Genomic DNA, 11576 nt, shown 5'->3' with positions numbered 1-11576 from the left:
GCGCAAGATGTCGGTCGCCGCCCGCGGCGTGCATTGTATCGCCGGCGCGCGCGCCATGGTGGCGCTGCCGCAGCGCGCGGGCGCACGCCGCAACGGATTCCTCGATCGGATGTCATCGCACCATACCCTGCCGGGCGGCGCCTCCCGTCCGCCCGTCCCGCCCGTCCCGCCCGTCCAGCACCGCCGCGCGCGGCCGCGCCTGCCAAGGCTGGCGCGCCGGCTGGCGGCGCTGGCCCTGGCCGCGGCCGCCGGCCACGCCTGGGCCGCCGGCCGCTACGCGCTGGTCATCGGCAATGCCGCCTATCCACAGCCGCTGGTCAATCCCGTCAACGATGCCCGCGCGCTGGGCGACCGCCTGCGCCAGCTCGGCTTCGAAGTCGACCTGGAGCAGGACCTCGACGCCGCCCGCCTGCGCCAGGCGCTGCGCGCTTTCGCCCGGCGCGGGCGCGGCGCCGAGGTGGCGCTGGTCTACTACGCCGGGCACGGCGCGCAGGCCAATGACAGCAGCTACCTGCTGCCGATCGGCGCCGAGGTCGGCCACCCCAGCGCGCGCAGCATCGAGGACCAGGGCGTGCCGCTGGACGAGGCGCTCGGCGAGCTGCAGCGCGCCGATGCCCGCAGCAGCGTGATGATCCTGGACGCCTGCCGCGAGATCTACCTGCGCGGCGGGGCGCCGGCGGGGCAGGTGGCCAACCAGGGTTTCGCGGCGGCCCCCGCGCCGCGCGGGCTGGTGATCGCCTATTCGACGGCGCCTGGCGCGCGGGCGCGCGACTACTGGTCGCCCGAGGTGCGCAACAGCCCCTACACCGCCGCCCTGGTCGAGGTGCTGGGCGAGCGCGGGCTCAATCTCGGCGATGTCTTCGCGCGGGTCTCCGAGCGCGTCGCCTTGCTGACGCACGACACCCAGCGCCCGCACGTCAGCTTCGGCGAAACGTCGGTGCGGCTGGTGCTCAACGATGGCCGGGCCTGGCCGGCCGGGGCGCCGGGTTCGGCGGCGCGGCTGGCGCAGGGCAGCGCCAGCGGCGATGCGCCGGCGCCGGCCGGCCGCGCCGCCACGGTGCCGGCCGCGACCTGGGCGGCGGCCCAGGGCGGGGGCCGGCCAGCGGGGCCTCCAGGGCCGCCGTCCGGGCGCTCCGCTGCGCTCACGGCGGCCGGCGCGGACAAGGCCGGCGCGGACAAGGCGGGCGCTTCCGGCGCAGGCGCCGCGGGGCGCTGGCCCGGTTACGTGCTGCAGGACCTCAACTACGAGATCCGCCAGCTGGTGGCGCAACGGCCGTTTCCGCGCCAGGCGCTGGAACGGCGCGCACGCGGCGGCGACGTGGTGGCGCAGACGGCGCTGGGCCGCGGCCTGCCGCAGGACGGCGCGCCCGGGGCGCAGGCGCGGCGCTGGGCCGAGAGGGCCGCGGCCAAGGGCTTCCCGCCGGCGCAGACCGACCTGGCGGAGCGCCTGATCCTGGCCGGCGACGCGGCCTCGCTGGCGCGCGCCGCGCCGCTGCTGGATGCCGCCGTGGCCGCCGGCTACGCGCCCGCCCATGCCTACCAGGCCGACCTGGCGCTGCGCCGCGATGGCGATTCCGCGGCGGCGGCCCGCCACCTGTTGCAGGCCATGGGCGCCACCATGCGCGATGCGACCGAGGCCACCTCGGCCTATCAACGCGATATTCAGGTCCGGGCCGCCTCGGCGCCGGCCGCCCCGCGCTGAGCCTGGCGCCGCCTTCCCGGCGGCGCGCCGCCGTACCGATGTGGCCCTCGATGCCGATGCAGCCGATGCAGCCGATGCGCTCGCATCGGCGATTTTTTTTGAAATTCCTCCGCTACCCCCGTTGAACGGCATGAGAGCCGGCGCAGCCCGCCGGCCGCCGCCGCGCCTTGCCACCGATGCATGGCGCGGCACCGATTCACGCAGGCTTCACAGGAGGAAAGCCATGGCCCAGCGCGGTCGCATCATCGTCTACCAAGCCGACGGCAAGGGTGCCGTCAACCTCGACGGCAAGATGCTCCAGTTCGATGTCATGCAGCACTGGCGCTCGCCCGGCGTGCCGGTGCTCAATGCCCACGTCGAGGTCGAACTCGATGCCGGCGGCGCGCTGCGCGCGCTCAGTACCGTGCCGCCCGCGCAGCTCGCGCAGGAGGAGGCCGCGCGCGCCGCCGCGCTGGCCGGCGCCCAGGGGCGGCGTTTGTGGCAGCAGGCGCGTGCCGCGCTGGGTGTGCCCGTGCTGGCGGCGCTGGGCGTGCTGGTGCTCGGCGCCTTCGCTTTCGAGGCCGTCGGCGTGCGCTTGTTCGGCGCCGTGTCGCTGAGCTACTGGCAGTTGCTGGGCGTCGATGCTTCCACCTTGCAGCAGTTCTCGGCCGGCGCGCGTGGCGGCTTCACGCTGGCCCAGGCGCTGTTCCTGCTGTCACTGGCGGCGTGCATGGCGAGCTGGCCGCTGCGCGCCCCGCAGGCCGCGCTCGGCAAGTGCGCGCCGCTCGCGGTGGTGGTGCTGCATGCGCTGGTGGCCTGGTCACGGCTGTCCGCTGCCGTGACCGACGCCGGCAAGCTCGCCGGTGCCTTCGGCGGCCCGCAGGCGCAGGCCATGGCCAGCCAGATGGCGCGCGAGATGACGGCGCAACTGCTGGGCGCGCTGCATCCCGGCCTGGGCCTGTTCCTGGTGCTGGGCGCCAGCGCGGCACTGGCCTGGCTGGGCTGGCGCGAGTTCCGCCTGCGCGCCGCCGCGATCTAGGGGCAGCCAACCGGCCCGATCCCGATTTCCGATCCCCGATTTCCCGATCCCCGATTTCCCGATCCGAACCTGACATGAGCGATGGCGCCGCGCCACAGCGTGCGCCACGCCGACCTGGAGAACCGACCATGAACCGTTCCGACATCCGCCTGCCCGCCACCGCATCCCGTATCGCGGCCGCCGATCCCGCCACCGGCTTGCTCGCCTCGCTGCCGTCGCGCCGTGCGCTGCGCGGCGCTGCCGCCTTGCTGGTGGTAGCGGCCACGGCATTGGGCGGCTGCGGCAAGGAGGCGCCGCCGGCCGATGCCGGCATCAAGGCCGATGCCGCCGCACCGGCCGCGCCCGATCCGGCCACCCTGGCGGCGAGCGCGCACGCCAAGGCCGAAGCCGCGGCGTTGCCGCGTGCCGACGCGGCGACTCCGGCCGCGCAGTACCGCGAGATCGACAGCGGCAACCAGCTGATGTTCGCCTACCTGGCGCTGGCCGGCATGCCGCCCGACTATCCCGCCATCGCGCAGCGCCTGTCGCGCGAGTACGCCGGCACCGGCGACGCCTTCCGCAAGCAGGAACTGCTCAATGCGCTGAAGCCGCAGATCGACGCCAAGGTGAAGGCCGCAGCCAGCGAGCGCTACTTCAAGTACCGCCTCAACGGCAGCGGCATGCTGCAGGCCTACGACCTGGACAAGGGCGCTTTTCCCAGCAAGCTGGGCGAGGCCGGCACCTACTACTACCTGTTCGACAACGGCGAATACCAGCTCGCCTTCACCAACGGCGAAGCCTTCGCCAAGCTCAAGGTGCCGGCCGAGGCCGCGCGCGCGATCGAGGCGGCGCGCAGCAGCTATCGCAATTTCGATGTGGTGGTGTACGGCTTCGCGCAGGACGCGGATATCGCCAGCAAGCGCGTGCGCGCGCAGATCGTGCGCGTCGGCATCCGCGTGAACGGCACCGAGACGCTGGTGGAGGCGGCGGGCTGAGCCAGGTGCGGCCTGGTCCGCTGAATCGTTGAAATGGGAGGTGAAGGAGATGCCATGCGGGAATCCGCGCCAGGCGCATAGCGCAGCCATCGCACGGCGATGGCGAGCCCTTGCAACGACGCGATGAGTCCGCATGGCAGGGCAGGCACCGACCGATTGCGGGGAACCAGTGGACCAGTGTCCTGCTAGTTGTGGCAGACCAGCCCGTCCTGCAGCTGCCCGGCCTCGAAGGCGAGGTCGGCGGCGCGCCGTTCGCGCGCCTGCGCCAGGGCGCCGCCGCTCTTCCAGTAGCGCACGGCGCGCTCGACATAGGCGGCCGAAAGCGGGTCGCCGGCGCGCAGCACGATCTGGGCGGCGCCATTGTCGGGCGCGACGGCGCCGTCCAGCGCGCGGTAGAAGCGCCACTCCGGCAGGCGCGCCAGGCGCGCCAGCGCCAGGGTGTCGTCAGCCAGCCCGTCGCACTCGCCGGCGAGGAAGGCCGACACCGCGCGGATCGCCGAAGCATAGGTGCGCGGCAGCGCGCCGTAGCGGGCCGCCAGCGTGTGCGCATAGGGGCTGCCTTGCGCCACGCAGACGCTGCGCCGCGCCAGGTCGGCAGGATGGCGATAGGCGCTCTTGCGCAGCACCAGCACCTGTCCCATGCCGCCGGTGTAGGCGGTGGGCACGCGCGCCGCCGCCGGTGCCGCAGGCACCGCGCCGGCGCCGGCCAGCAGCAGGTCGGGGCGCGGCCCGGGCAGCAGGGCAGGGGCGTTGCGCGGGTCGCCGGGGTTGCCCGCGTCGCCCAGCAGGCCGACCAGGCGCAGGCGCAGGCCGAGGTGGGCGGCGAGCTGGCGCGCCAGGCTGGCATCGAAGGCGTCGGGTTCGGCGGGAGCCGGTGCGCCGGGCGGCGCGGGCCGCGCATAGGCGCGCACGCCGACCACCAGCACGCCGCGCCGGCTGGCCTCGGCCAGCACCGGGCCGAGCCGCAGGGCATGCCAGTCGGGCGGTGCCACGCGCTGCGCCAGCCAGTGCTGCAGCGGCGCCGGCAGGCGCTCGGGCAGGTGCGGCAGGCGCGCCAGCAGCGGTGGCAGCGCCGCCGTCGCCAGCATGCCCGCGAGCACGGCGGCTGCCGCGGCGGCCAGCGACAACCGGATGCGGCGCGACAGCAGCGGCAGGCGCGGCGCTCGGCGGGGCAGGCGCGGCAGCGCTTGCCTTGGCGCCGGGGCCGGCAGCAGGTCCAGGTCGAGCGGCTCAGGCATTGAGCGTCAGCCCGCGCCGCCAGCGCGTCAGGCGCCGCTCCACCAGCGCCAGCGCGTAGTTCATGGCCAGGCCCAGCAGGGCCAGCAGCAGGATGCCCGCATACATGGTGGGGATCTGGAATACTTCCTGCGCATTGAGCGTGAGGAAGCCCAGGCCCGAATGCGCACCGATCATCTCGGCCGCCACCAGCGCCGTGACGCAGTAGGTGCCCGCCAGCCGGATGCCGGTGAAGATCGACGGCGCCGCCGCCGGCAGCACCACCTTGCGGAACACGAAGGCGCGCGAGGCGCCCATCGAGCGGGCCGAGTGGATCAGCAACGGGTCGACCTGGCGCACGCCGCTGATCGTGCTCAGCAGCACCGGCCAGAACGAGGCCCAGAAGATCAGCGCCACCTTGGACAGCTCGCCGATGCCGAGGAAGAGGATGAAGACCGGGAACAGCGCGAACGCCGAAGTCTGCCGGAACAGCTGCAGGATGGGGTCGACCACGGTCTCGAAGCGCGCGAACCAGCCCATCAGCAGGCCGAGTGTCACGCCCAGGCCGATGGCGAGCGCCAGGCCGTACAGCGAGCGCTGCAGGCTGGCGGCCAGGTGCTTGGCGAGGGCGCCGCTGGCGAGCAGCTGCCAGATCGCCTCGGCGACCTGTGAAGGCGGGCTCAGGTAGGCCTGGCTGACGATGCCCAGGCGCGGCACGGCCTCCCACAGCAGCAGGAAGGCGGCGATGCCGGCCAGGCCGAGCACATGTTCGCCGAGGCGGAGGGATCGCTTGCGGGCGCTCATGGTGCGGCCTCCGCCGCCGTGGCGGATACAGGCCGGCCGGGTGCCACCGGTGGCGGCACGGCCACTGTGGGGGGCACCGCGGCCGCCTCGCCGCGCTCGCGCGGGTCGGCGGTGGCGCCGAGCGGCCGCGGCGTCGCCGCCGGGCTGGCGAACTGCACCTCGTCCTTGAGGATGTCCCAGGCCTGCTGGCGCAGGTGGACGAAGGCTGCGGCATTGCGCAGCTCGGGCAGGCGCGGGCGCGGCAGGGGCACGTCGAGGATCTGCTTGACGGTGCCGGGCCGGCGCGTCATCACCGCGATGCGGTCGGACAGGAAGATGGCTTCGTCGAGGCTGTGGGTGATGAAGACGATGGTCTTGCGGTACTGCTCCCAGATGCGCAGCAGCTCGCCCTGCAGGATCTCGCGCGTCTGCGCATCGAGCGCGGCGAAGGGCTCGTCCATCAGCAGCACGTCGGGCTTGTAGGCGAGCGCGCGCGCGATCGCCACGCGCTGCTTCATGCCGCCGGAGATCTCGTGCGGATAGCGGCTGCCGGCGCCCGCCAGGCCGACCAGTTCGAGATACTCCTGCGCGATGCGGCGGCGCTCGGCCTTGGCCACGCCGCGGATCTCCAGGCCGACCTCGATGTTCTCCAGCACGGTGCGCCAGGGAAACAGCGCGTAGCCCTGGAACACCACGCCCTGGTACGGGTTGATGCCGGCCAGCGCACGGCCGTCGATGCGGATGCTGCCGCCGGTGCGCTCGGTCAGGCCGGCCAGGATGGAGAGGAAGGTGGACTTGCCGCAGCCCGAGGGACCGAGGATGGAGAGGAACTCGCCCTCGCGCACGTCGAGGTCGAAGTCGCGCAGCACGGCCACCTCTTCGGGCTGGCCGGCGTCGTTGCGCACCGCGTAGTCCATGCGCACGCCACGCGCGCTGATCTTGCCGGACATGGGGTTTCCTTCAGGCCTTGGCCGGCGCGGCGCCGCCGCTGGCGTAGGGGTTGAAGGCGTTGGTGTAGATCTGGTGCGCGGCCACCTTGCCGCGCGCCAGCTTGCCTTCGCGCTCCAGCACGTCGATGTAGTACTGGATCGGCGGTTCGGTGATGACGAGGTCCTTGACGTAGGCATAGCGGTCGACGTACTGGAGGTCGAGCTTGATGCGCTGGGACACCAGCTTGCGGGCGTCTTCCGGATTGGCGTTGACCCAGTTGGCGGCCTTGGCCAGCGCCGTCACCACGTCGCGCACGGCCTCCGGATGCTCGCGGATGAACTTGCCGTGCGCGCTGTACGGCGCCATGCCGCCCAGGCCGCGGTCGAGGTCGTAGTCGCTCCACAGCCGCACCAGGTTGGGCGCATGGTCGGCGCGGCCGGAGTAGGGCGCGTGGATGATGGCGAGGTCGGTGTTGCCGGTGGCCAGGGTCTGCTCGGCCTGGTCGTCGGGGATCACCACGAAGTTGATCTTGCTGACGTCCACGCCCTTCTGGCGCAGGAAGGTCTTGGTGACGAATTCCGCGCAGGCGCCGAAGCTGTTGAAGCCGATGGTCTTGCCTTCCAGGTCCTTGGGCTGGCGGATGCCCGAGTCCTTGCGCACGAAATACTTCATGTGCGGCGCCGCTTCCAGCGTTTCACCGCCGGCCGCCACCACCTGGATGTCGGCGCCGCTGGCGAAGGCCGAGATCACCAGCGGCACCATGCGCGAGCCGAAGTCGATCTCGCCGGTGCCCACCAGCGGGATGATCTGCGGCGCGGCCACCTTGCCGATATAGTCGGGGCGCGTATTGCTGCCGTCGAAGTAGCCGAGCTGGTCGGCCAGGTAGACCAGGTCGAAGCTCGGGTTGTCGGGATACTTGAAGCGGACCTTGTCGCCGGCCTGCCGGATGACGGCGGGAGCGCCGCCCGCGGCGGCCTTGCCGGGCGCCTGCGCGTCTTCGCGCGAGCAGGCGGCCAGGCCGAGCCCGACGCCGCCGGCGGCGAGCGCGGCGAGTTGCTGGAGTGCGCGGCGGCGCGCGTGGGAAGGCGTGGCGTTGGCTGGCATCGGGTGTTCGGTCCTGGCTGGCCTGCCGGCTGGGAGGAAGGAGGGCGCGGGCGCCCTGTGGCGCGTCCGCCCGGCAGGGCTGGCAACTAGTATTGGGGAAGGCCTTGCACCTCACAACGAAGCTTTTCGCCTATTCATATCGGCTGGGGAGGCCGGGCGCGCTGGCTGGAGAGAGGCGGGAGACGAGCCGCATCCCAGGCCTGGGGTCTTGCTATCAATATACAAATATATATAATATCGACCGGTAAAGACTGAGGAGGAGTGCCCGATGGACGGCTTGCCGGAGCACCTGCCTGATGGTGGAGATGGCGCCGAGAGCGCCGAGAGCGCCGCGGACATCGAGGTCGATGCCATGCGCGGCGCGGCCGCCCGCGCCTGCGGCTTGCTCAAGGTGCTGGCCAATCCGGACCGGCTGCTGCTGATGTGCCAACTGGCGCAGGGCGAACTGCGCGTGGGCGACCTGGAGGCGCGCCTGGGCATCCGCCAGCCGACCCTGTCGCAGCAGCTCGGCGTACTGCGCGACAGCGGGGTCGTGTCCACGCGCCGCGAAGGCAAGCACATCTTCTACGCCATTGCCAGCCCGCAGGCAATGGCCGTCATGCAGACCTTGTACCAGCACTATTGCGCAGAGCCCGGCGACCCCGGCGACCCCGGCGACCTGGCCGCGCCGCGCTAGCGGGGCCGGCCCGCGCCCACGAATATCGAGACTTGCAGGAGACACCATGCTGATCGACCTTGGAAACTTCACCCCCACGCTGTCCTTTTCGGGCGGCGTGATGATCGGCGCCGCCGCCGCGCTGCTGGTCCTGTGCAACGGGCGCATCGCCGGCATCAGCGGCATCGTCGGCGGCCTGTTCGCGCGGCCGCGCAAGGACGTGGCCTGGCGCGCGGCCTTCCTCGCCGGGCTGGTCGGCGCGCCGCTGCTGGCGGCGCTGTCCGGCCATGCGATGCACCCCGACATCGAGAGCGGCTGGGGCGAGGTGCTGCTGGCCGGCCTCCTGGTCGGCCTGGGGACGCGCTTCGCCAGCGGCTGCACCAGCGGCCACGGCGTGTGCGGCATCGCGCGCGGCTCGATCCGCTCGCTGGTGGCGACGCTGACCTTCATGGTGGCGGGCTTTGCCACCGTCTTCGTGACCCGCCACCTGCTGGGAGCCTGAGATGCCGATCCTGACCGCGCTGATTTCCGGCCTGCTGTTCGGCATCGGGCTGATGGTGTCCGGCATGGCCAATCCTGCCAAGGTGCTCGGCTTCCTCGACCTGGCCGGCGAGTGGGACCCGTCGCTGGTGTTCGTCATGGTGGGGGCCATCTGCGTGAGCTTCTTCGCCTTCTTCCTGGCCAAGCGCCGCCAGCGCTCGTTGCTCGGGCTGCCGATGCAGCTGCCCGCCAGCAGTGTGATCACGCTCCGGCTGGTGCTGGGCAGCGCCGCCTTCGGCGTGGGCTGGGGCCTGGCCGGATTCTGCCCCGGCCCCGCGCTGGTCGCGCTCGGGGCCGGCTATGCCAAGGCCTGGGGCTTCGTCGCCGCGATGCTGGCCGGCATGCTGGTGTTCGAAGGCGTCGAACGCGTCGGCGCGGCCCGGCGTGCGGCGCAGCCGGCGGCGGCCGGCAAGTCCTGAGCGGCGGGGCGCATCAGCACCCACAACAGAACAGAAGAGAATACAAAACAACACCACACGACATGGAAGAGAGAAGACACATGCGGATTCCCCTGAAGATGGCCGTTCCCCTGGCGCTGGCCCTGGCGCTCGCCGCCGCGTTGCCGGCGCGCGCGGCGCAGGACCAGGTCCCCTTCGTCGTGCCGGACCCGGCCAGCGTGCCGAAGGGCGCGGTGGGCGAAGCCATCCTGCGCGGCAAGGCCTTGCTCAGCGATACCCGCAAGCTGTTGCCGGGCAACGTCGGCAACGGCTTGAACTGCACCAACTGCCACCTGAACGGCGGCACCGTGCCCTACGCCTCGCCGTGGGTCGGGCTGACCGCTGCCTTTCCCGAGTACCGCGCACGCAGTGGCAAGGTGATTTCCCTGCAGGAGCGCGTCAACGACTGCTTCCAGCGCTCCATGAACGGCAAGCCGCTGGCGCCCGATTCCGGCGAGATGAACGACATCCTGGCCTATATGAAGTGGCTGTCCACCGGCGTGCCGGTCGGCCACGACGTGGCCGGCCGCGGCTTCGAGAAGATCGATACGGCGCTGGTGCCCGACAGCAAGCACGGTGCCGCGCTCTACGCCGCCCAGTGCGCGTCCTGCCATGGCGCCGAGGGGCAGGGCATGCCCAATCCGGCCGGCGGCTATGTGTTCCCGCCGGTATGGGGCAAGGATGCGTTCAATGTCGGCGCGGGCATGGCGCGCCTGTACACCGCGGCGGCCTTCGTCAAGCACAACATGCCGCTGGGCCAGGGCGGCACGCTGTCCGCGCAGGACGCGGTGGACGTGGCGGCCTACTTCACGCAGCAGCCTCGCCCCGACTATGCGGCACGGGCCAAGGACTGGCCGCTGGGCGGCAAGCCCAAGGACGCGCGCTAGGCGCGGCGGGACGGGGTGCGGCAATCTGGTGCACCCGTGGCGCCACGGGAATTTGCGCCAGGTCATCGTGGCGGCGCACGCTTCCGGTAGAGTCGACGGGCGGCGGTGCGGCGGCCGCCCATTCCGCATCCATGATGCCGGCCATGGCGCCCCGGGGCGCCATGACCATTCTCCCTTGGACTAGTATGGATGGGCGGCGGCCGCCGGGCCGTCCCCGCGCGCGGCATCGCCCATGCGGCACGCGGCGGTCGCCGTCCTACAACAACGATGTGCAGTCCTACCCCCCCACATAAAGAAGGAAGCATCATGTCCAATCGTCGTCAGTTCCTGAAGACCATCCCGATCGTTGCCGCCGGCGCCATGGCCGTTTCCACCTTGGCACGTGCGCAAGCGGGTGGCGCCATGGTGGACGAGAAGGATCCGCAGGCCGTCTCGCTCGGCTACAAGGCGGACACCAACAAGGTCGACAAGGCCAAGTACCCCAAGCACGAAGCCAGCCAGCACTGCGGCAACTGCCAGCTGTACCAGGGCAAGGCCGGCGATGCCAAGGGTCCGTGCCCGCTGTTCGCCGGCAAGCAGGTGGCGATGAACGGCTGGTGCAGCGCCTGGGTCAAGAAGGCCTGATGACGGGGCGTGGGCGGAGGCAGGACGCCTCGCCCACGCCGCCGGGCAGCGCATCGTGCGCGCGCCCGGTCCCGGTTTGCCGTGGCGCAGTGAGACGATGCCGCCCGGCTTTGTGCCGGGGCTTTCCTCCTGTTCAGTCAGCATCTTCGCGCTACGCTGGCAATTCCCGATTATTTCTCCGCTTTTGTCTCGATCCTGCTCATGTCGGGTGCGTCGCGCGTCGCCCGCGCTACCATTTCCGGCGCCGTCCTGCCTTGGCCGGCTTCAGCCAGCCTTAAGCCTGTTCCCCTAGCCTGAGCGCAGATCGGTGGCGCCGCGCCCTGCGGCCCCGCCCGCCGGCCCAGGGAGAAGCGGATGACAGAACCGGCCTGGTATCGTCGCCGATGCGGCCGACCGCCGCTGGCGGCACGTCCCGCCTGGCAGCGTGGCCGGGCATGCGGGCGGCGCGCCCGGCCGCAGCGCGAGCGTGCGCTGTAGCATCGCCCCGCGCCCCTGCCGGCCTGGAAGTCGGGCGCGGCAGGCCGGCCGCAGGCCGACACCGATGCTGACACTCCGAAACTGGCGCCCGCGGGCCGGATTGTGAGAAAATCGCGCCCCGATAAGAGAAGAAAGCGGCTATGGCCGCCTTTTCCGGCCAGCCATGGCATGGCCGGGAAGTGGCCGGGAAGTGGCCGCGCGCGCCGCGCGCAGGTTCAAGGACAACGGCG

General features: G+C 72.1%; 12 protein-coding genes. 8 read left to right on the top strand and 4 right to left on the bottom strand.

Translation table 11 applies throughout. The annotated features are described in order from the left end of the window. Positions 1 to 7 precede the first annotated feature (7 nt). The 3 genes from BKK80_RS29485 to BKK80_RS29475 all read left to right on the top strand — a co-directional run bounded on the left by BKK80_RS29485 (position 8) and on the right by BKK80_RS29475 (position 3694). The gene (locus BKK80_RS29485; RefSeq protein WP_071072366.1) at positions 8 to 1702 is read left to right on the top strand and encodes a caspase family protein; all 1695 of its coding nucleotides are present in this window, start codon (positions 8 to 10) and stop codon (positions 1700 to 1702) included. A 223-nt stretch (positions 1703 to 1925) separates the two neighbouring features. After that, positions 1926 to 2720, top strand: a complete 795-nt coding sequence (locus tag BKK80_RS29480; RefSeq protein WP_071019165.1) for a hypothetical protein — start codon at positions 1926 to 1928, stop codon at positions 2718 to 2720. Between the two features lie 128 nt (positions 2721 to 2848). Further along, positions 2849 to 3694 (top strand): DUF4852 domain-containing protein, encoded by an 846-nt coding sequence (locus BKK80_RS29475; protein ID WP_071072364.1) that lies wholly within the window; start codon positions 2849 to 2851, stop codon positions 3692 to 3694. A gap of 185 nt (positions 3695 to 3879) precedes the next feature. On the opposite strand, the gene BKK80_RS29470 is transcribed toward BKK80_RS29475, so the two are convergent. The 4 genes from BKK80_RS29470 to BKK80_RS29455 are packed head-to-tail and all read right to left on the bottom strand — an operon-like array spanning position 3880 to position 7726. Next, positions 3880 to 4932 carry a substrate-binding periplasmic protein gene (locus tag BKK80_RS29470; RefSeq protein WP_071072362.1) on the bottom strand — a complete coding sequence of 351 codons (1053 nt, stop codon included), beginning with the start codon at positions 4930 to 4932 and terminating at the stop codon, positions 3880 to 3882. Continuing rightward, the gene (locus BKK80_RS29465; protein ID WP_071072360.1) at positions 4925 to 5713 is read right to left on the bottom strand and encodes an ABC transporter permease; all 789 of its coding nucleotides are present in this window, start codon (positions 5711 to 5713) and stop codon (positions 4925 to 4927) included. The genes BKK80_RS29470 and BKK80_RS29465 overlap by 8 nt, the downstream gene beginning before the upstream one ends. Next, the gene (locus BKK80_RS29460; RefSeq protein ID WP_236903826.1) at positions 5710 to 6642 is read right to left on the bottom strand and encodes an ABC transporter ATP-binding protein; all 933 of its coding nucleotides are present in this window, start codon (positions 6640 to 6642) and stop codon (positions 5710 to 5712) included. The genes BKK80_RS29465 and BKK80_RS29460 overlap by 4 nt, the downstream gene beginning before the upstream one ends. 10 nt (positions 6643 to 6652) lie before the next feature. Then, positions 6653 to 7726, bottom strand: coding sequence for an ABC transporter substrate-binding protein (locus BKK80_RS29455; RefSeq protein WP_071019172.1), 1074 nt, complete (start codon positions 7724 to 7726; stop codon positions 6653 to 6655). 352 nt (positions 7727 to 8078) lie between these two features. Between BKK80_RS29455 and BKK80_RS29450 the strand changes: the two genes are divergently transcribed. From BKK80_RS29450 to BKK80_RS29430, 5 genes are all read left to right on the top strand, one after another. Further along, positions 8079 to 8402: an ArsR/SmtB family transcription factor gene (locus tag BKK80_RS29450; protein WP_071073411.1), complete on the top strand. Its 324-nt coding sequence runs from the start codon at positions 8079 to 8081 to the stop codon at positions 8400 to 8402. Between the two features lie 46 nt (positions 8403 to 8448). Beyond that, complete coding sequence (locus BKK80_RS29445; protein ID WP_071072357.1) at positions 8449 to 8883, top strand: YeeE/YedE family protein; 435 nt, start codon at positions 8449 to 8451, stop codon at positions 8881 to 8883. A gap of 1 nt (position 8884) precedes the next feature. Beyond that, positions 8885 to 9340, top strand: coding sequence for a DUF6691 family protein (locus tag BKK80_RS29440; RefSeq protein WP_071019178.1), 456 nt, complete (start codon positions 8885 to 8887; stop codon positions 9338 to 9340). A gap of 80 nt (positions 9341 to 9420) precedes the next feature. After that, positions 9421 to 10245: a c-type cytochrome gene (locus BKK80_RS29435; protein WP_071019180.1), complete on the top strand. Its 825-nt coding sequence runs from the start codon at positions 9421 to 9423 to the stop codon at positions 10243 to 10245. Between the two features lie 306 nt (positions 10246 to 10551). Further along, positions 10552 to 10869, top strand: a complete 318-nt coding sequence (locus BKK80_RS29430; protein WP_071019182.1) for a high-potential iron-sulfur protein — start codon at positions 10552 to 10554, stop codon at positions 10867 to 10869. Positions 10870 to 11576 lie beyond the last annotated feature (707 nt).

Source organism: Cupriavidus malaysiensis, assembly GCF_001854325.1.
Classification (GTDB): domain Bacteria; phylum Pseudomonadota; class Gammaproteobacteria; order Burkholderiales; family Burkholderiaceae; genus Cupriavidus; species Cupriavidus malaysiensis.
Note: the sequence above shows the minus strand (reverse complement) of the source record. Positions and strands in the feature narration are given on the sequence as shown.

What these genes read in the sequence shown, in the direction of transcription:
- BKK80_RS29430 (WP_071019182.1), top strand. Translation starts at nt 10,552, where the DNA reads ATGTCCAATCGTCGTCAGTTCCTGAAGACCATCCCGATCGTTGCCGCC.
- BKK80_RS29470 (WP_071072362.1), bottom strand. Translation starts at nt 4,932, where the DNA reads ATGCCTGAGCCGCTCGACCTGGACCTGCTGCCGGCCCCGGCGCCAAGG.
- BKK80_RS29475 (WP_071072364.1), top strand. Translation starts at nt 2,849, where the DNA reads ATGAACCGTTCCGACATCCGCCTGCCCGCCACCGCATCCCGTATCGCG.
- BKK80_RS29485 (WP_071072366.1), top strand. Translation starts at nt 8, where the DNA reads ATGTCGGTCGCCGCCCGCGGCGTGCATTGTATCGCCGGCGCGCGCGCC.
- BKK80_RS29435 (WP_071019180.1), top strand. Translation starts at nt 9,421, where the DNA reads ATGCGGATTCCCCTGAAGATGGCCGTTCCCCTGGCGCTGGCCCTGGCG.
- BKK80_RS29450 (WP_071073411.1), top strand. Translation starts at nt 8,079, where the DNA reads ATGCGCGGCGCGGCCGCCCGCGCCTGCGGCTTGCTCAAGGTGCTGGCC.
- BKK80_RS29460 (WP_236903826.1), bottom strand. Translation starts at nt 6,642, where the DNA reads ATGTCCGGCAAGATCAGCGCGCGTGGCGTGCGCATGGACTACGCGGTG.
- BKK80_RS29465 (WP_071072360.1), bottom strand. Translation starts at nt 5,713, where the DNA reads ATGAGCGCCCGCAAGCGATCCCTCCGCCTCGGCGAACATGTGCTCGGC.
- BKK80_RS29455 (WP_071019172.1), bottom strand. Translation starts at nt 7,726, where the DNA reads ATGCCAGCCAACGCCACGCCTTCCCACGCGCGCCGCCGCGCACTCCAG.
- BKK80_RS29440 (WP_071019178.1), top strand. Translation starts at nt 8,885, where the DNA reads ATGCCGATCCTGACCGCGCTGATTTCCGGCCTGCTGTTCGGCATCGGG.
- BKK80_RS29445 (WP_071072357.1), top strand. Translation starts at nt 8,449, where the DNA reads ATGCTGATCGACCTTGGAAACTTCACCCCCACGCTGTCCTTTTCGGGC.
- BKK80_RS29480 (WP_071019165.1), top strand. Translation starts at nt 1,926, where the DNA reads ATGGCCCAGCGCGGTCGCATCATCGTCTACCAAGCCGACGGCAAGGGT.